Genomic DNA, 18,204 nt, shown 5'->3' on the forward strand with positions numbered 1-18,204 from the left:
AGGGTCTGCTGAGCCATGCACATAGCCGAGGGTTTTCTGCCGCCGGCACACGCGGTCGCCTGGGGCGTCGCGTCGGCGCCGTTCGTCGTCCACGGGGTCCGGTCGCTCACCCGTGAGGTGCGCGAGCACCCCGAGAGCACCCTGCTCCTCGGTGCCTCCGGTGCCTTCACGTTCGTTCTGTCCGCCCTGAAACTGCCGTCGGTCACCGGCAGTTGCTCCCACCCCACCGGAACGGGTCTGGGAGCCATCCTCTTCCGGCCACCCATCATGGCGGTGCTGGGCACCATCACCCTGCTCTTCCAGGCGCTGCTGCTCGCGCACGGCGGTCTGACCACGCTGGGCGCCAACGTCTTCTCCATGGCGATCGTCGGGCCTTGGGCCGGATACGCCGTGTACAAGCTGCTGCGGCGGTACGGCGTGCCGCTGATGGTCGCGGTCTTCTTCGGGGCGTTCTTCGCCGACCTGTCCACGTACTGCGTCACCAGCGTTCAGCTGGCGCTCGCCTTCCCCGACCCGGGCAGCGGGTTCGTGGGCGCGCTCGGCAAGTTCGGCACCATCTTCGCCGTCACCCAGATCCCGCTCGCGGTGAGCGAGGGGCTGCTGACCGTGCTCGTGATGCGGCTGCTGGTGCAGTCCAGCAAGGGCGAACTGACCCGGCTGGGCGTGCTCCTCGCCAAGAAGCAGTCCGGGACCGAGACCGAGGTGGCGGCCCGATGAAGAAGAACACGAAGATCAACCTCCTGCTGCTGATCGCCGTGGCCGCGCTCGCCGTACTGCCGCTCGCGCTCGGCCTCGGCGACCACAAGGAGGAGCCGTTCACGGGCGCCGACGCGCAGGCCGAGACGGCGATCACCGAGATCGACCCGGACTACAAGCCCTGGTTCTCGCCGCTGTACGAGCCGCCGTCGGGTGAGATCGAATCGGCCCTGTTCGCCCTGCAGGCGGCGCTGGGTGCCGGTGTCCTCGCCTACTACTTCGGCCTGCGCCGGGGCCGGCGCCAGGGTGAGCAGCAGGCGCGGGAACGCGATCCCGAGGAGTCCACGGCCGAAAGGGCCTGAGCCGCGTGCTGCCGATCGACGCGGCGGCGCACAGCAGTCGCTGGCGCCACCGCCATCCCGTGGACAAGGCCGTGCTCGGTCTGGGACTCACCGTACTGGCCATCTCGCTGCCGCCCTGGCCGGGCGCCGCCCTGGTGCTGGTGACGGCCGTGTCCCTGCTGCTGGGGCCGGCCGGGGTACCCGGCCGCAGGCTGTGGCGGGCCTACCGGGTGCCGCTGGGCTTCTGCGTGACCGGTGCCCTCACACTGCTCGTCCAGGTCGGCGGGCCGGAGGGCTTCGTCTCCCTCGCGGACGACGGGCCGCTGCGGGCCGGGGAGTTGCTGCTGCGCACCTCGGCGGCCTCCCTCGGGGTGCTGCTGTTCGCCTTCACCACACCCATGTCCGACCTGCTGCCGCGCCTGGTCCGGGCCGGCGTCCCGGCGCCGGTCGTCGATGTCGCGCTCGTGACGTACCGCATGAGCTTTCTGCTGCTTGACTCCGTGCGCCGGATCCGTGACGCGCAGGCAGCCCGGCTCGGGCACACCACGCGGGCCGCCGCCTGGCGTTCGCTGGGCGGGCTCGGCGCGACCGCGTTCGTCCGGGCCTTCGACCGGGCGGCCCGCCTCCAGGCGGGTCTCGCCGGGCGCGGCTACGACGGGACCCTGCGTGTCCTGGTGCCCGAGGCCCGCGTCTCCGTCCGCTTCACGGTCGCCAGTTGCGCGCTCCTCGCGGCACTGGCCGTCCTCACCTTCGTACTGGAAAGGCCGCTGACATGAGCGAGCCCGCCCTCGTCGCCCTGCGGGGCGCGTCCTTCGCCTACGAGGACGGCCCGGCCGTGCTCAGCGGCCTCGACTTCGAGATCCGCGAGGGGCGGGCGCTCGCGCTGCTCGGCCGCAACGGCAGCGGCAAGACCACGCTGATGCGGCTGCTCAGCGGCGGACTGCGGCCGCACGAGGGGCGGTTGACGGTCGACGGGCAGCCGGTGACGTACGACCGCAAGGGCCTGACCCGGCTGCGGACGACCGTCCAGCTCGTGGTGCAGGACCCTGACGACCAGCTGTTCGCGGCGTCCGTCGAGCAGGACGTGTCGTTCGGGCCGCTGAACCTCGGGCTGTCCGACACGGAGGTACGGGCGCGGGTGGCGGAGTCGCTCGCCGCCCTGGACATCGGCGCCCTGGCCGACCGGCCCACCCATCTGCTCTCCTACGGGCAGCGCAAGCGGACCGCCATCGCGGGCGCGGTCGCCATGCGGCCCCGTGTCCTGATCCTCGACGAGCCGACGGCCGGACTCGACCCCGACGGCCAGGAACGGCTCCTGGCCACGCTCGACGGGCTGCGGGCGAGCGGCACCACGGTGGTGATGGCCACCCACGACGTCGATCTCGCCCTGCGCTGGGCCGACGACGCGGCGCTCCTCACCCCGGACGGTGTGCACCTCGCCCCCGCGCCCACGGCGCTGGCCCGGACCGATCTCCTCCGGCAGGCGGGACTGCGGTTGCCGTGGGGTGCCGCCGCCGCGGACCTCCTGCGCGCGCAGGGGCTGTTGACCGGGTCGGCGCCCGGTCCGCGCACCCCGGAGGAGCTGGCCGCGCTGGCGGCGGGGCGGCCGGTGAGCGGCGGCTGAGGGTCGCTTCCGCGGCCTGACCGTGTATAGGCTGGCGGTGCAGCTGGTTCGCCCCGTCAGCCAGGCGGGATGCGTCGCAAGAGGGAACCCGGTGGGAATCCGGGACTGCCCCGCAGCGGTGAGCGGGAACGACCGCCGTCATACGCACTGGGTCCACGCAGGGCCCGGGAAGCGACGGCCAGTAGGTGTTCTCACATGGTGAGAACGTGCCCGCGAGTCCGAAGACCTGCCAACTGCCCGCGCGCGGACGATCCGTGCGCGGACATTCCGGTGACCTCGAGGGCGGGTCGGCGTACTTACCAGGCGAACGACCGCGCTGTGCCGCGCGAGGTCGACTCCGTCGGGTTCGTCACCCCTTCGCGCTCTCGTCCCGTCGCCGGGATCTCAGGGATTCGTCTCGCGAAGGAGATCTCCGTGACCACCAAGCCCGCAGCCGCGGCAGCACGGGCCACCGTGTACGGCTACCCCCGCCAGGGACAGAACAGGGAACTGAAGAAGGCGATCGAGGGCTACTGGAAGGGCCGCGTCACCGCCGACGCCCTCCGGGCCACCGCCGCCGACCTGCGCGCCTCGAACTGGCGGCAGCTGGCCGACGCCGGCATCGACGAGGTCCCGACGGGCGACTTCTCGTTCTACGACCACGTCCTGGACACCACCGTCATGGTCGGCGCGATCCCCGACCGTCACCGGGAGGCCGTCGCGGCGGACGCCCTGGACGGCTGCTTCGCCATGGCGCGTGGCACGCAGGACGTGGCGCCACTGGAGATGACCAAGTGGTTCGACACGAACTACCACTACCTGGTGCCCGAGCTGGGTCCGGACACGGTCTTCACCGCCGACTCCGCCAAGCAGGTCGCCGAGCTGCGCGAGGCGCTGGCGCTCGGCCACACCGCGCGCCCCGTCCTCGTCGGCCCCGTCACGTATCTGCTTCTCGCCAAGCCCGCTCCGGGTGTGCCCGCCGACTTCGAGCCGCTCACGCTCCTGGACCGGCTGCTGCCCGTGTACGCAGAGGTCCTCGCCGACCTGCGCGCGGCGGGCGCCGAGTGGGTCCAGCTGGACGAGCCTGCCCTGGTCCAGGACCGGACCCCGGCCGAGCTGAACGCCGCCGAGCGTGCCTACCGCGACCTCGGAGCCCTCACCGACCGGTCGAAGCTGCTGGTGGCCTCGTACTTCGACCGGCTCGGGAACGCCCTGCCGGTACTGGCGAAGGCGCCGGTCGAGGGACTCGCGGTGGACTTCACGGAGTCGGCGGCGGCCAACCTGGACGATCTGGCGGCGGTGGGCGGTCTGCCGGGCAAGCGGCTGGTCGCCGGTGTGGTCAACGGCCGCAACATCTGGATCAACGACCTGGCGGCCTCGCTCTCCCGGCTCGGCACGCTCCTCGGCCTGGCCGACCGGGTCGACGTCTCGGCCTCCTGCTCCCTCCTGCACGTGCCGCTGGACACGGGGGCGGAGCGGGACATCGAGCCGCAGGTCCTGCGCTGGCTCGCCTTCGCGCGGCAGAAGACCGCCGAGATCGTCACCCTCGCGCGCGGTCTCGCGCAGGGCACCGACACGATCGGCGCGCAACTCGCCGCGAACCGGGCGGACCTGTCCTCCCGGGCGAACTCCCCGATCACCCGCGACCCGGCGGTCCGCGCCCGCACGGCCGCGGTGTCCGGGGCGGACGCCCGCCGCTCGCTGCCGTACGCCGAGCGAACCGCCGCCCAGCGCGCCCGGCTCGGTCTGCCCCTGCTGCCGACGACCACGATCGGCTCCTTCCCGCAGACCGGTGAGGTGCGTACCGCCCGGGCGGACCTGCGGTCGGGCCGTATCGACACGGCCGGCTACGAGGAGCGCATCAAGGCCGAGATCCAGGAGGTGATCTCCTTCCAGGAGAAGGCCGGTCTGGACGTCCTGGTGCACGGCGAGGCCGAACGCAACGACATGGTCCAGTACTTCGCCGAGCAGCTCACCGGCTACCTCGCCACGCAGCACGGCTGGGTCCAGTCCTACGGCACCCGCTACGTCCGCCCGCCGATCCTGGCCGGCGACATCTCCCGCCCCGAGCCGATGACCGTGCGCTGGACGACGTACGCGCAGTCCCTCACGGACCGTCCGGTCAAGGGCATGCTCACCGGGCCGGTCACCATGCTCGCCTGGTCCTTCGTCCGCGACGACCAGCCGCTCGCCGAGACGGCCCGGCAGGTCGCCCTCGCCCTGCGCGACGAGGTGGGAGACCTGGAGACGGCCGGGACGTCGGTCATCCAGGTCGACGAGCCCGCCCTGCGCGAGACACTGCCGCTGCGTGCCGCCGACCGGCCGGAGTATCTGGCGTGGGCCACGGAGGCCTTCCGGCTCAGCACGGCCGGGGTGCGGCCGGACACGCAGATCCACACGCACATGTGCTACGCCGAGTTCGGCGACATCGTGCAGGCCATCGACGACCTCGACGCGGACGTCATCAGCCTGGAGGCCGCCCGCTCCCATATGCAGGTCGCCCGCGAACTCGCCTCGCACGGCTATCCGCGCGAGGCGGGGCCGGGTGTCTACGACATCCACTCCCCGCGGGTTCCGGGCGCACAGGAGGCGGCCGACCTGCTGCGCACCGGCCTGCAGGCCATCCCCGCCGAGCGGCTGTGGGTCAACCCCGACTGCGGCCTGAAGACCCGCGGCTGGACCGAGACCCGCGCGTCCCTGGAGAACCTGGTCTCGGCGGCCCGGACCGTCCGCGCCGAACTGGACGGGGAGCGGCCCGGACTCGCCTGACGCTCGCGGCCGGGGGCGGGCCGGGCATGGCCCGCCCCCGGTCGGGTCAGGTCGCCGTCGCGGCCGCCGCCGCCCGGCCCGCCGCGCGGCCCGAGAACAGGCAGCCGCCCAGGAAGGTGCCTTCGAGGGAGCGGTAGCCGTGGACGCCGCCGCCGCCGAAGCCGGCGACCTCGCCGGCCGCGTACAGACCGCTGATCGGCTTGCCGGAGGCGTTCAGGACGCGGCCGGAGAGGTCGGTCTGGAGGCCGCCGAGGGTCTTGCGGGTGAGGATGTTGAGACGTACGGCGATCAGCGGCCCTGCGCTGGTGTCCAGGATCCGGTGGGCGGAGGCGGTGCGGCTGAGGGTGTCGCCGGGGTAGGCGAGGGCGTTGCGGATGCCCATGACCTGGGCGTCCTTGGTGTACGGGTTGGCGATCTCGCGGTCGCGGGCCTCGATCTGCCGTTGCAGGCCGGCCAGGTCGATCAGGTCGTCCCCCGTCAGTTTGTTCATGCCGGCGACGAGTTCGGGCAGGGTCGTGGCGACGACGAAGTCCTCGCCCTTCTCCTTGAACCGCTCGATCGGCTCGGGGGTCTGCCAGATGCGCGACAGCAGCTTCCAGACGTTCTTCTCGGTGAGGTCCGGGTTCTGCTCCGAGCCGGAGAGCGCGAACTCCTTGGCGATGATCTTCTGGGTCGTGACGAACCAGGAGTAGTCGTATCCGGTGTCGGTGATCGACTTGAGGGTGTGGAGCGTGTCGTAGCCCGGGATGTCGGGGCTGGAGAAGCGCTTGCCCGTGGCGTCGAACCACATGGAGGACGGGCCGGGCAGGATGCGGATGCCGTGGTCGGGCCAGATCGGGTCGTAGTTCTTCAGGCCCTCGGTGTAGTGCCACATGCGGTCGGGGTTGACGATCCGTCCGCCCGCCTTCTCGGTGATCGCGAGCATCCGGCCGTCCACGTGCGCGGGCACGCCCGTGATCATGGACTTCGGGGGCTTGCCGAGGCGCGCGGGCCAGTTCTGCCGGACGAGGTCGTGGTTGGCGCCGATGCCGCCCGAGGTGACGATCACGACGGGGGCGTTCAGTTCGAAGTCGCCCACGACCTTGCGGGAGCTGGGCTTGCCGCGGGCCGCGCTGCTGGGCTCCAGGACCTTTCCGCGTACGCCGGTGACGGCTCCGTTCGTGACGATCAGGTCGTCCACCCGGTGGCGGAACCTGAACGTCACCTTGCCGTCCTCGACGGCGGCGCGCACCTTCTTCTCGAAGGGCTCGACCACGGCGGGCCCGGTGCCCCAGGTGACGTGGAAGCGGGGTACGGAGTTGCCGTGCCCGTCCGCGAGGCCACCGCCGCGCTCGGCCCAGCCGACGATCGGGAACCACTGCATCCCGAGCCCCGCGAGCCAGGAGTGCTTCTCCCCCGAGGCGAAGTCCACGTACGCCTCGGCCCACTTGTGGGCCCAGTGGTCCTGGCCCGACGGGTCGGTGATGCCACGGTCGAAGCCGGCCGTGCCCAGCCAGTCCTGCCAGGCCAGTTCCTTCGAGTCCTTGATGCCCATGAGCCGCTGCTCAGAGGAATCGACGAAGAACAGCCCGCCGAAGGACCAGAAGGCCTGCCCGCCCAGACCGGCCTCCGGCTCCTGGTCGAGCAGCAGCACCTTGCGTCCGGCGGCGGCCAGTTCGGCGGTGGCGACGAGCCCGGCGAGGCCGTGGCCGATGACGATGGCGTCCGCGTCCGACGCTCCGGCTCCGGCCGCGAAGGCCGGGAACGTCGCCTGCGCGAGCGCGGCACCGGCGAGCACACCGCCCGCGACGGTCAGGGCACGGCGGCGGGTGAACGCGGCGGGTTCTGACGGGTGTTCCATGGGCCGCCTTCCGGAGGAGGTGCGCAGGGGTCGGGAGAGGCCCCTGTGGCAACCAGGGGTGTTACCGACGGTAGCCCAGGAATTCTTGAGGTCGCCAGAGTCCTGCGCCTATGAACTCGAGGGCAGGGTTCACGAGTTGGCACGAGGGCGTACCAACCGCCCGAAATGCGTTTGTCCGCCCGCGCCGCACCGCACTACGGTGCCGAGGTGGATCTCTTCTCACGCTCCTGGACGGCGTTGCGCGCGGCGGTCGCCGACCTGGCCGACGAGGACTTCGCCCGGCCGTCCGGCTGTACCGGCTGGCTGGTGCGGGACCTGGTGTGCCATCTCGTCATCGACGCCCAGGACGTCCTGATCACCCTCGCCACCCCGTCCGACCTGGAGCCGACCCGTGACGCGGTGACCTACTGGGAGCTCGCCGACAGGCCGCCGACCGGTGACGACCCGCTCGACGCGCTGACCGTCCGGCTCGCCGCCGCGTACGAGGATCCGCATCTGCTCACGTTCCACTTGGACGACGTCGGCTCCGCCGCCGGCCGTGCCGCCCGGCTCGCCGACCCGGCCGGCCGGGTCGGCACCCGCGACGAGGTCCTCACCGTGGCGGACTATCTCTCGGCGTACGTCCTGGAGTGGACGCTGCACCACCTCGACCTGATCGCGCACCTCCCGGACGCGGAGCAGCCGCCGGCGGAGGGGCTCACCCGCTCCCGCGAGCTGCTGGAGCGGATCGCGGGGAGCGCGTTCCCCGCGTCGTTCACCGACCGGGACGCGCTGCTGGTGGGCACCGGGAGGCGGGCGCTCACGGAGGCGGAGCGGGCCGAACTCGGCGACCTGGCCTTGAAGTTCCCGGTCTACCTGGGCTGACCCGGCTCCCCGACCCTCCTCGGCCGTCCGTCAGTTCGTGTACACCTCCGCCCGGTCCACGCTCACGAACGCGCCCCGGGACTGGGCGTTGTGCTCCCCGGTGACCCGGATCCGCAGGGTGTGCCGCCCGTGGGGCAGCTTGGGGCTGACGTACTGCAGCTTCTCGCCGGTGCGGATCGCGCCGTGGAAGTCGACGCGCTGCTCGGCTCCGCCGTCGACGCTGATCCCGGCGATGCCGTTGCCGGTGTCGCGGACGGACAACAGGGCGATGCGGGTCCCGGTGAAGGTGAGGGTGGCGGTGGCGCCGGCCCGGTCGCTCCAGTGGTCGTCGCTCCAGAAGCACTGGGTGGCGCAGCCGGTGCCGGAGTTCCAGTCGCCCGTGTAGGCCACGCTTCCGGCGCCGCTGGAGCGGCCGTCGTCGTTGATCCAGTACGTGCCGGATCCGGGGTCGCCGGAGGGCAGGTCCTGGGTGGCCCCGAGGGCGAGCGGGCGGCCGAGGTCAGGGCTGCCGTCCGCGTTCCAGGTGATCTTCTGGGCGCGGGTCGTGCGGTCGGTGTAGGTGTTCGTCGAGGTCGTCTTGGCGTGGTAGACGAGCCAGTCCTCGGTGCCGTCGGGCGAGCGGAAGAAGGCGTGGTGGCCGGGGCCGTACACACCTCGGTCGTCGGCGCGCGAGAACACCGGCCCCGAGTGCTGGGTCCAGTTGCCGGGCACGAGCGGGTCGGCGCCGTCGCGCAGGGACATCATCCAGACCTGGTAGTCCGGCTTGCCGGTGTCGCAGGTCGAATACGTCATCCAGGTACGGCCGTTGCGGTGGAGGAACTCCGGCCCCTCACGCACCTCGGGGCAGCCGCCGGCGGCGTCGAGGGGGACGGCGTCACCGGAGACGGTGTAGGGGTTGGACATCGGGGCGATGTTGAGGCCGTTGTGCTGGTACCGGTTGAGCCCGGCGTAGGCGAGGTAAAGGCGGCCGTTGTGCTGGAACACGCCCGGGTCGATCGCGTACTTGTCGGCGTGGTTGGGCGGGGTGAGCTTCGCCTTGAAGCGGTACGGGCCCGCCGGGTCGTCCCGCTCGGACTCCAGGACGTACAGCCGGTGGTGTTCGTCGACCCCGTCGTCGGCCGTGTAGTAGAGGTACCAGCGGTCGCCGAAGCGGTAGAACTCCGGCGCCCAGATGTTGCGGTTGCGGGAGGTGTCGCTGTCCTTCCACACGGTCACCGGGTCCGAGGTGAGCAGGGTGCTCAGCGAGGGCGAGCGCCACATGCGGATGCTGTCGCCCTGGGTGGTGGTGAGGTGGTAGTTGCCCTTCCAGTACGAGACGTACGGGTCGGGGCCGGGGTTGAGCGGGTTGCGGAACGTGCCCGCGGCGGCCTTCGGCCCGGCGTCGCGGCCGACCGCGGACGGGACGGCGGTGAGCCCCGGCAGCAGGGCCAGGAGGACGGCGAACAGTGAACTTCGGGATCGTAAGCGCATGTGCGGTTTCTCCTTGCATCGTTGTAGTCACGGATGCCGTGGCACGTCCTCGAAGGCGGCCGGGCGGGTCTGGGCGTCACGCAGGAGTGTGGTGTCGGCTTTCTCGGAGCGGTCGAAGCGGTAGACGCCGTTGCGTTCCTGGAAGACGTCGGTGAGCTGGGTGTAGCAGTAGCCGAACATGTCCGGGTCGTCGAGCAGTACCCCGGTCAGTCCGGTGAAGCGCGCGACGAACTCCTCGGCACTGCACGGCCGTTGTCCGTAACCCCAGGAGGTGTCCTGGTCGTCGCCATCCGTGCCGGCCGCCGCGTCCGGGTCCCACCAGATGCCACCGAACTCGCTGCAGAAGTACGGCTGTCCACGGTAGGGCACCGACCACGGCCGCCCGTCCGGCGCCTGGTTGACATACGGCCGGTCCTGAGCCAGACCCTCCATCGTCCTGGCGAAGACGTCGGGGTCCTGCTCGTAGCAGTGCGAGTCGTAGACGTCGGTCTCCGGCACCCGGTGGGCGTAGCCGGACGCGTCGATCACCGGGCGGGTGGCGTCGGCCTGCTTGGTGGCCAGGAACATCGCCCGGGTGACGTCGTCGAGCCCGGTGACACGGTCGTGCAGCGGCTGGTACGTCTCGTTCAGCGGGCACCAGCCGACGATCGAGGGGTGGGAGTGGTCGCGCTCCAGGGCCTCCAGCCACTGGGTGACGTAGGAGGCGTCGGGGCTCTGGTTGTCGTCGCGTACGCCGGTCTCGCAGCCCCAGTCGCCGAACTCGCCCCAGACCAGATAGCCGAGCCGGTCGGCGTGGTGGAGGTAGCGCTCCTCGAAGACCTTCTGGTGCAGACGGGCGCCGTTGAAGCCCGCCCGTAGGCCCAGCTCGATGTCCCGGACGAGGTCGGCGTCGGTCGGGGCGGTCATCAGGCCGTCCGGGTAGTAGCCCTGGTCGAGGACGAGCCGCTGGAAGACGGGTTCGCCGTTCAGCAGCAGCCGCTTGCCGTGGACGGCGACCGAGCGCAGACCGGCGTAGGAGTGTGCCGTGTCGACCATCGCGCCGGAGGCGTCGAGGACCTCCAGGGTCAGGTCGTAGAGGTGTGGATCCCGCGGTGACCAGACGCGCAGCCGGTCGGCGGGCACGGGCAGGACGAGCCGGGGGCACAGGTCGAGGTCGGCGCGTACCTCGGCGGCGACGACGTCCCCGTGGCCGTCGGCGAGCGTGGCACGGACGCGGTGGCCGGGCGCGTTGGCGGAGAGCGGGAGTTCCAGGAAGAAGGAGCCCGAGGCCAGGTCGGGCGTGATGCGGGGGCGCCGGAGGGCGACGGTGCGCGGGACCGGCTCCAGCCACACGGTCTGCCAGATTCCCGTCGTCCGGGTGTAGTGGCAGTGGGAGTTGGCGTACCAGGTCGCCTGCTTGCCGCGCGCCTGGACGCCGTGGCGGCTGTCCCGGGCCCGTACGACGATGGTCAGTTCCTCGCCGGGGACGGCGACTTCGCCGAGGTCGGCGGTGAACGGTGTGAAGCCGCCGCGGTGCCGGGCGACTTCACGGCCGTCGGCCCAGACGGTGGTGTCGTGGTCCACGGCCCCGAAGTGCAGCAGCACCCGGGCGCCGGCCCAGTCCGCGGGCACGGTCACGGTCCGCCGGTACCAGACCGCTTCCATGAAGTCCGTGTCCCCGACCCCGGAGAGCTCCGACTCCGGGCAGAAGGGGACGACGATCGTGCCGGTGAGTTCGCGTGTCGCCAGTCCGCGTTCCAGGCCGGTGTCCGACCGGTCGATCTCGAACTGCCACGCGCCGTTGAGGTTCAGCCAGGCGTCACGGACGAACTGCGGCCTCGGATACTCGGGGCGGGGCACGTCCATGGGGCTCCTCGTGTCGCGTGTGCCGGTCGGTGCTCATGGCACCATGGGTTTACATCGATGTAAACCCGTCGGACGGCCCGGTGAGCGGAGTCGGTACGATCTCGGCAGTCGGAAGGACGGGGCAGCGTGGCGGCCAGACCCAGGATCAAGGACGTGGCGGAGTACGCCGGCGTCTCCCCCAAGACCGTCTCCAACGTGATCAACAACTTCGAGCATGTCTCGGAGCGGACCCGCGCCGCCGTCCAGGAGGCCATCGACGCCCTGGGATACCGCGTCAACATCGCCGGGCGGCAACTGCGCCAGGGCCGCACCGGCATGATCACCCTGGCGGTCCCGGAGCTGGACGTCGCCTACTTCGCCGAGCTCGCCAAGCACGTCATGGCCGAGGCCGACCGGCGCGGGCACACCGTGCTGCTGCACCAGACCGGGGCGGTGCGCGAGCGGGAGCTGGCGGCGCTGCACGGTTTCGACGCGCAGTTCTCCGACGGCGTCATCCTCAGTCCGCTCTCCCTGCAGCCGCGCGATCTCGCCGTCCGCGACCGGCGCCTGCCCGTGGTGCTGCTCGGCGAGCGCTCCGCCGAGGGCGGCACCGACCATGTCGGCATCGACAACGTGCGCGCGGCGCGCGAGGCCACCGAGCACCTCCTGTCCCGGGGCCGCCGGCGCATCGCGGTGGTCGGCGGCGCCCTGCACGGCCGCCAGGGCACCGACCGGCTGCGCACCGACGGGCACCGCGAGGCCCTCGAAGCGGCGGGCCTGCCCTTCGAGCCCGGCCTGGTGGTGCGGGTGGACGCCTATCACTGGCAGGACGGCGCGCGGGCCGCCGTCGCGCTGATGGAACGCGATCCCCGCCCGGACGCGCTGCTGTGCCTGAACGACCATCTCGCCCTGGGCGCCCTGCGGGCCCTGCACGAGCTGGGCCGTTCCGTGCCGGGCGAGCTCGACGTGGTCGGCTTCGACGACATCGAGGCCTCCCGCTTCAGCGTCCCCACCCTGACGACCGTCGCCCCGGACAAGCAAGAGATCGCCAGGGCCGCCGTCGCCCAGCTGCTGGCCCGGATCGACGCCCCGGACACCGCGCCGCCCGGCGACCATGTGGCCGGGCACCGGCTCATCGTGCGGGAGAGCTCGGGGGGCTGAGGCGAGGAAGGGCGGCCTTTCTCGCCCGGGCGGGACGCGCCCCACCGGCCGCATCACCCTTTCGAATGGCCGAGGCCGGCCCGGTCACGGCACCCGACGTCGTCCACGCCCGGCGAGAACGATCATGTCGCCGAGCGGCCCGCCATCGAAGCCCGCCGGTCGGGGTGACAGCATGGCCGCATGGACATCCGCCGCAGGAACAACGTGAACATCATCGGCCGAGACGACGCGCCGGTGCTGGTTCTGGCACACGGGTTCGGCTGCGACCAGAACATGTGGCGCCTGGTGGTGCCGGCTCTGGCAGAGCGGTACCGGGTGGTGCTGTTCGACTACGTGGGTTCCGGCGGGTCGGATCTGTCGGCCTGGAGCGAGGAGCGGTACTCCTCGCTGCACGGCTACGCCGCCGACGTCGTCGACGTGTGCGAGGAGCTGGACCTGCGGCGGGCGGTGTTCGTGGGGCACTCGGTCAGCTCCATGATCGGGGTGCTGGCGGCGCAGGCCGCGCCGGAGCGGATCGGGGCGCTCGTGATGGTGACGCCCTCGCCCCGCTACATCGACGACGAGGGATACCGCGGCGGCTTCAGCACCGAGGACATCGACGAGCTGCTGGACTCCCTGGAGGCGAACTACCTGGGCTGGTCGTCGGCGATGGCCCCGGTGATCATGGGCAACCCGGAGCGTCCGGAGCTGGGCCAGGAGCTGACCAACAGCTTCTGCGCCACCGACCCCGACATCGCCCGGGTCTTCGCCCGTACGACCTTCCTGACCGACAGCCGCGAGGACCTCAAGGGCGTGACCGTACCGACCCTCGTACTGGAGTGCGAGCAGGACGCCATCGCGCCCCGCGAGGTCGGCGCCTATGTGCACACGACGATCCCCTCCTCCCGCCTGGTCACCCTCGACGCCACCGGGCACTGTCCGCAGCTGAGCGCGCCGGAGGCCACCGCCGAGGCGATCCTCGACTTCCTGGAGTCCCTGAAGTGATGTGTCGCCCCAACGGCACGCCCGAGCCTGCCGGGACCGGCGGCACGGCAGGCACGGACGCGGCGTTCACCGCGCTGCTGGAGGACAGTGCGGAGGACCTGTACGAGTCGGCACCGTGCGGCTATCTGTCCACGCTGATGGACGGCACCATCGCCAAGATCAACACCACGCTGCTGGAGTGGCTCGGCCTGGAGCGTGAGGCCGTGGTGGGCCACAAGCGCTTCACGGATCTGCTCACCGTCGGCGGGAAGCTGTACCACGAGACGCACTTCGCGCCGCTGCTGCGCATGCAGGGCGAGCTGCGCGGCATCGCCCTGGACCTGAGGCGCCAGGGCGGCGGTCGGCTGCCGGTGCTGGCCTCCGCCGTGGTCAAGTACGGCACCGAGGGCGAACCCCTGCTGATCCGGGTCACCGTCTTCGACGCCTCGGACCGCCGCTCCTACGAAACGGAACTCCTGCACCGCCGCAAGGAAGCCGAGCGGGCCCGCGCCGAAGCGGACGAGGCCCGGCGGCAGGCCGAGGCCGACCGGGTCCGGCTGGCCGACGCGCTCGCCGTTCTGCAGCGGTCCCTCGTGCCGGACTCCCTGCCCGACGTACCGGGTCTCGAGACGGCCGTCCACTACCACACGGCCGCCCCGGACCAGCTCGGCGGCGACTTCTACGACCTGTTCCCCGTCGCCGGCGACCGGTGGGCGTTCTTCCTCGGCGACGTGTGCGGCAAGGGCCCCGAAGCCGCCTCCCTCACCTCGCTGACCCGCTACACCCTCCGGGCCGCCGCCCACCACGACCCGGATCCGGCCGCGGCCCTGGCCACGCTGAACGCCGTCCTGCACGAGCGGTACACGGCCGGCGGCGACCCCCGGTACTGCACCTGCGTCTTCGGGATCGTCGAGCCCGGCGGGGACCACGGTCCGACGGTCGTGCGCCTCGCCTCCGGCGGCCACCCGCCGGCACTCGTCCTGCGCTCCGACGGCCGCGCCGAGTTCCTGCACACGCCCGGCGGCCTGCTCGTCGGCGTGCTGCCCGACGCACCGATCAGCACCGTGGAGACGGTCCTGGCCGCCGGCGACACGATCGTGCTGTACACCGACGGACTCACGGAGGCCCGCACCGGCCCCGGCCGCGACGACCTGTACGGCGAGGACGCCCTGCTGGCCTTCGGCACCGACCTCGCTCCCGCCGCCCCGGGTGAGGTGATCACCGCACTCACCGGGCTGCTGGACGGCTTCGGCGACGGACTGAACGACGACACCGCCCTGCTCGCCCTCGGCGTCCCCGCCGACTCCTCCCTCATACGCCCCGCAACGGGGTTCTCCTCATGAAGACGCTGACCATCGATCACCGCGACACCGCGGCCGGCCCCGTTCTGGACGTGGCCGGCGACCTGGACTACGCCCAGGCCCCCGAACTGCGCCGCCAGGTCGACCAAGTGGCCCTGACCTCGGGGCAGTGCCTGGTCCTCGACCTCTCCGGCCTCGCGTTCTGCGACTCCACCGGCATCACCGCCCTGCTCGCCGCCCGCCAGCACGCCCTGGCCGCCGACGCCGACATCGTCCTGGCCGGCGTACCGGCGAACCTGCTGCGGGTCCTCACGCTCGTGGGTCTCGACCAGGTCTTCACCCTGCGCCCGGACAGCAGCCACGCGTCATGACCCGCCCGGCAGGTTCGCACCGTCGGCCCTGACGAAGACCGGCTTGAGGTGCTTGTCCGGCAGCGCGGCCGGCAGGTCCTCCCAGTCGATGACGTGGGAGACCACCTTCTCGGGGGCGACCGTGCCGGAGGCGGCGAGTGCGAGGGCGTCGGGGATGTGCGCGCGCACGCTGTCGCGGGCGACACGCAGGGTGACGCCGGTGAGGTACATGTCGAGCAGGGGCAGTTCGCCGGGACGGAAGTGGTTGCCCGCGCTCTCGCAGATCCCTTCCGGCGTCAGGCACTTGAGGGCGAGGGTGAGCTGCTCGACGCGGCCGGTGGCCTCCACGGCGATGTCGAACCTCTGCGGGACCGGCTCCAGGGTCTCGGCGGTGGCGGCGCCGAAGGTGCGAGCCAGCATGCGGTGTTCGGGGTCGGGGTCGACGTAGAGCACGTCGGAGGCGCCGAGCGCGCGGGCGATGTCGCACACGTAGAGGCCGATGCTGCCGCGGGCGACGACCAGGACCCGGGCTCCGGGACGGACCTTGAGGTGGGGGGCGACCAGGCGCCAGGCCAGGGACCAGTTGTCACTGGCGGAGGCCATGGCGACCGGGTCGAGGCCGGTGGGCAGCGGAACGAGCATGGCGTCGGCGTAGGGCACTCGGACCAGGTCGGAGAAGAGCCCGCCCCACCCGCCGCCGATCGGCGCGCCGTACATCGCCATGTAGGGGACGGCGGTGCAGTGCGCGGTCAGCCCGGCCCGGCAGCGGTCGCAGGTACCGCAGTTGATGGACCAGGGGACGACGACCAGGTCACCGGGGGCCACGGCGGTGACGGCGTCGCCGGTTTCGACGACCCGGGCGACGCACTCGTGGCCGAGGGCGAAGGGCGGCTCGATGAAGCCGTGCCCGGCAAGGATCGAGGAGTCCACATCGCAGGGGGTGGCCGCCACCGGTGCGACGACCGCCTCCCGGTCGGACTGAAGCTCGAGGTCGGGCGCCTCACGCCACTCGACGGTGCGCCTGGCGACATAGGTCAGTTCACGCATCGGTGCTCTGCCCCTTCGCCAGGACGACGAGGTCGGCGTAGCGGATGACGGAGCCGCCCGCACCCCAGGTGCCGTCGGGCTGCTCGTGCACCAGCACCCACACCCGCAGGGCGTCGTCCGGGGTGAGTCCAGCGGCGGCCAGGACGGTCTGTGTGGCCTCCTCGACCAGGCCGGCCTTGCGGCGCTCGGACAGGGCGCCCTGCGGGACGGTCACCTCCACCAGGAAGCGCGGCGCGTCGTCCTCGGCGGTGGTCTGGGTGCCTTCGGGCAGTTCGACGAGGTAGCTCCACGCTTGGGCGCGGAAGAACGCCGTGTCGGGTGCGCCCTCCCAGCGCAGCAGTACGCCGGCGAGGTCGCGCTGGACGGACCGGCGGCCGTCCTCGGTCAGGGCGCCGGCCGGGGTCGTGAGGCGGATCATCGGCATGGACATGCCTTTCTATGACAGTCGTTATAGGCGACGGTCACGCTAGACTATGACGGTCGTTATAGCCAGTGGGGTCGGAAGGGACCGCGAACGTGACCAAGCACAGCCCTACGGCGCGCGAGCGGATCGTGGCCGGTGCGGCCGACATGATCAGCCGGCGCGGCCTGAACGCGACGAGCATCCGCGAGACGGCCAAGCACGCCAGGGCGCCGCTCGGCTCGACGTACCACTACTTCCCCGAGGGCAAGCAGCAGTTGGCGACCGAGGCAGTGCGCCACACGGGCGCGTGGGCCGCCCGCAGCCTGCGCGAGGAACTGGAGGCGGGCCCGGTCGCCGGGCTGCGGGCCTTCCTCGCCCTCTGGCGCAAGATCGTCATGGACAGTGACTTCCGGGCGGGCTGCCCGGTCCTCGCCGTCGCCATCGAGGAGCCCCCCGCCGACGAGACGCCCACGGCCCTGGCGGCCGCCGCCGACGTCTTCGAGGAATGGGAGGGCCTGCTGGCCGCCTCGCTGCGCGAGCACGGCGCCGAGTCCGAGCGGGCGGCACAGCTCGCGACGCTGATCGTCGCGGCGGTCGAGGGAACCGTGGCCATGTGCCGCGCCAAGCGCAGCACGCAGCCGCTGGATCACACCGCCGAGCAACTGCAGGCACTAGTCCGCGCCGCGATCAAGGACTAGCTCTGCGGTGGTCCCCGAGACCTGGAACATTGGGCACAGGACGTTTCGAGAAGGAAGGGATCGGCCGGCCATGTCACTCGCTCGCGTTCACAACTTCTCCATCTCGCTCGACGGCTTCGGAACCGGTGAGGGTCTGAGCCGTGAGGCTCCGTTCGGCCATGCCGGTGAGAGGCTGCACGAGTGGATGTTCGCCACCCAGTTCTGGCACGAGATGACTCGCCGACCCGGCGGGACCCGCGGCCTCGACGATGCCTTCGCACGGCAGCACACGCCCGGGATCGGAGCCGAGATCATGGGCGCCGGGAAGTTCGGCCACCCCGGATGGCACGAGGACCCGGAGTGGAAGGGGTGGTGGGGGCCCAACCCGCCGTTCCACACACCGACCTTCATCCTCACCCATCACCCGCGCCCGTCGATCGAGATGGAGGGCGGCACGACCTTCCACTTCCTCGACGTCTCGCCCGCCGAGGCGCTCGAGGCGGCCCGCGAGGCCGCGGGCGGCCAGGACGTACGCATCGGCGGGGGCCCCGGCGTGATCCGCGACTTCCTCGCCGCAGGGCTCATCGACCACCTGCACGTCACGGTGGTTCCGATCCTGCTCGGCCGCGGCGTACGCCTCTGGGACGGACTGGAGGACCTGGAGAAGGGCTACGAGGTCGAAGCCACCTCCTCGCCCGGCGGAGTCACGCATGTGACGTTCACCCGCCCGGGTCACTGAGTGGCAGGAGGGACCACCCCGTCGTCGTCCGCGTGAAGGACGTCCCGGGCTCGTGGAGCAACTCCTGCAGCAGGGCGTTGCCCTCGCTCCATTTGAGGTGAACCGCACGCCACACGCGCGCGGTTGAACGCTGCAGCGGGACCGGTCAGACCAGCC

The 18,204-nt window shown here is 71.8% G+C and carries 17 protein-coding genes and 1 riboswitch; of the genes, 12 read left to right on the forward strand and 5 right to left on the reverse strand.

The annotated features are described in order from the left end of the window. The first annotated feature begins 15 nt into the window (after positions 1 to 15). The 5 genes from ACFT4A_RS14355 to metE all read left to right on the forward strand — a co-directional run bounded on the left by ACFT4A_RS14355 (position 16) and on the right by metE (position 5,409). Positions 16 to 717 (forward strand): energy-coupling factor ABC transporter permease, encoded by a 702-nt coding sequence (locus tag ACFT4A_RS14355; protein ID WP_382829512.1) that lies wholly within the window; start codon positions 16 to 18, stop codon positions 715 to 717. Beyond that, positions 714 to 1,058, forward strand: coding sequence for an energy-coupling factor ABC transporter substrate-binding protein (locus ACFT4A_RS14360; RefSeq protein ID WP_382829515.1), 345 nt, complete (start codon positions 714 to 716; stop codon positions 1,056 to 1,058). The genes ACFT4A_RS14355 and ACFT4A_RS14360 overlap by 4 nt, the downstream gene beginning before the upstream one ends. Before the next feature lie 5 nt (positions 1,059 to 1,063). After that, positions 1,064 to 1,813, forward strand: coding sequence for a cobalt ECF transporter T component CbiQ (gene cbiQ / locus ACFT4A_RS14365; RefSeq protein WP_382829518.1), 750 nt, complete (start codon positions 1,064 to 1,066; stop codon positions 1,811 to 1,813). After that, positions 1,810 to 2,661, forward strand: coding sequence for an energy-coupling factor ABC transporter ATP-binding protein (locus ACFT4A_RS14370; RefSeq protein WP_382829521.1), 852 nt, complete (start codon positions 1,810 to 1,812; stop codon positions 2,659 to 2,661). The genes cbiQ and ACFT4A_RS14370 overlap by 4 nt, the downstream gene beginning before the upstream one ends. Before the next feature lie 27 nt (positions 2,662 to 2,688). Beyond that, positions 2,689 to 2,910: riboswitch (cobalamin riboswitch) on the forward strand. 165 nt (positions 2,911 to 3,075) lie between these two features. Continuing rightward, positions 3,076 to 5,409 carry a 5-methyltetrahydropteroyltriglutamate--homocysteine S-methyltransferase gene (metE, locus tag ACFT4A_RS14375; protein ID WP_382829524.1) on the forward strand — a complete coding sequence of 778 codons (2,334 nt, stop codon included), beginning with the start codon at positions 3,076 to 3,078 and terminating at the stop codon, positions 5,407 to 5,409. A 46-nt stretch (positions 5,410 to 5,455) separates the two neighbouring features. Here metE and ACFT4A_RS14380 read toward each other — a convergent pair whose 3' ends face one another. Further along, positions 5,456 to 7,249, reverse strand: a complete 1,794-nt coding sequence (locus tag ACFT4A_RS14380) for an FAD-binding dehydrogenase (protein ID WP_382829526.1) — start codon at positions 7,247 to 7,249, stop codon at positions 5,456 to 5,458. A gap of 207 nt (positions 7,250 to 7,456) precedes the next feature. Between ACFT4A_RS14380 and ACFT4A_RS14385 the strand changes: the two genes are divergently transcribed. Further along, complete coding sequence (locus tag ACFT4A_RS14385) at positions 7,457 to 8,113, forward strand: maleylpyruvate isomerase N-terminal domain-containing protein (RefSeq protein ID WP_382829529.1); 657 nt, start codon at positions 7,457 to 7,459, stop codon at positions 8,111 to 8,113. Positions 8,114 to 8,143: 30 nt separating this feature from the next. Here ACFT4A_RS14385 and ACFT4A_RS14390 read toward each other — a convergent pair whose 3' ends face one another. Both ACFT4A_RS14390 and ACFT4A_RS14395 read right to left on the reverse strand, forming a co-directional pair. After that, positions 8,144 to 9,583 (reverse strand): glycoside hydrolase family 43 protein, encoded by a 1,440-nt coding sequence (locus ACFT4A_RS14390; RefSeq protein ID WP_382829530.1) that lies wholly within the window; start codon positions 9,581 to 9,583, stop codon positions 8,144 to 8,146. Between the two features lie 27 nt (positions 9,584 to 9,610). Continuing rightward, positions 9,611 to 11,428 carry a glycoside hydrolase family 2 protein gene (locus ACFT4A_RS14395; RefSeq protein ID WP_382829533.1) on the reverse strand — a complete coding sequence of 606 codons (1,818 nt, stop codon included), beginning with the start codon at positions 11,426 to 11,428 and terminating at the stop codon, positions 9,611 to 9,613. Positions 11,429 to 11,554: 126 nt separating this feature from the next. Here ACFT4A_RS14395 and ACFT4A_RS14400 point away from each other — a divergent pair, with 126 nt between their 5' ends. The 4 genes from ACFT4A_RS14400 to ACFT4A_RS14415 all read left to right on the forward strand — a co-directional run bounded on the left by ACFT4A_RS14400 (position 11,555) and on the right by ACFT4A_RS14415 (position 15,203). Further along, a complete protein-coding gene (locus tag ACFT4A_RS14400; protein WP_382829536.1) occupies positions 11,555 to 12,568 on the forward strand; it encodes a LacI family DNA-binding transcriptional regulator in 1,014 nt (337 codons plus the stop codon). Between the two features lie 180 nt (positions 12,569 to 12,748). Continuing rightward, entirely contained in the window at positions 12,749 to 13,552 is an 804-nt protein-coding gene (locus ACFT4A_RS14405; protein WP_382829538.1) for an alpha/beta fold hydrolase, read from the forward strand. After that, entirely contained in the window at positions 13,552 to 14,874 is a 1,323-nt protein-coding gene (locus ACFT4A_RS14410) for a PP2C family protein-serine/threonine phosphatase (protein WP_382829541.1), read from the forward strand. Before ACFT4A_RS14405 ends, ACFT4A_RS14410 begins: the two co-directional genes overlap by 1 nt. After that, positions 14,871 to 15,203, forward strand: a complete 333-nt coding sequence (locus ACFT4A_RS14415) for an STAS domain-containing protein (RefSeq protein WP_382829543.1) — start codon at positions 14,871 to 14,873, stop codon at positions 15,201 to 15,203. The genes ACFT4A_RS14410 and ACFT4A_RS14415 overlap by 4 nt, the downstream gene beginning before the upstream one ends. On the opposite strand, the gene ACFT4A_RS14420 is transcribed toward ACFT4A_RS14415, so the two are convergent. Both ACFT4A_RS14420 and ACFT4A_RS14425 read right to left on the reverse strand, forming a co-directional pair. Then, the gene (locus ACFT4A_RS14420; protein ID WP_382829546.1) at positions 15,198 to 16,229 is read right to left on the reverse strand and encodes a zinc-binding dehydrogenase; all 1,032 of its coding nucleotides are present in this window, start codon (positions 16,227 to 16,229) and stop codon (positions 15,198 to 15,200) included. The two genes, ACFT4A_RS14415 and ACFT4A_RS14420, sit on opposite strands and share 6 nt — an antisense overlap. Continuing rightward, entirely contained in the window at positions 16,222 to 16,653 is a 432-nt protein-coding gene (locus ACFT4A_RS14425; protein ID WP_382829741.1) for a 4-oxalocrotonate tautomerase family protein, read from the reverse strand. The genes ACFT4A_RS14420 and ACFT4A_RS14425 overlap by 8 nt, the downstream gene beginning before the upstream one ends. A 92-nt stretch (positions 16,654 to 16,745) precedes the next feature. Between ACFT4A_RS14425 and ACFT4A_RS14430 the strand changes: the two genes are divergently transcribed. Together ACFT4A_RS14430 and ACFT4A_RS14435 are read left to right on the forward strand one after the other, a co-directional pair. Continuing rightward, positions 16,746 to 17,330, forward strand: a complete 585-nt coding sequence (locus ACFT4A_RS14430) for a TetR/AcrR family transcriptional regulator (protein ID WP_382829548.1) — start codon at positions 16,746 to 16,748, stop codon at positions 17,328 to 17,330. Between the two features lie 70 nt (positions 17,331 to 17,400). Beyond that, on the forward strand, positions 17,401 to 18,048 hold the full coding sequence (locus tag ACFT4A_RS14435; RefSeq protein ID WP_382829550.1) for a dihydrofolate reductase family protein: 648 nt from the start codon (positions 17,401 to 17,403) through the stop codon (positions 18,046 to 18,048). The last annotated feature ends 156 nt before the right edge of the window (positions 18,049 to 18,204 follow it).

This window comes from Streptomyces sp. NPDC057099, assembly GCF_042671245.1.
GTDB classification, from domain to species: domain Bacteria; phylum Actinomycetota; class Actinomycetes; order Streptomycetales; family Streptomycetaceae; genus Streptomyces; species Streptomyces purpurascens.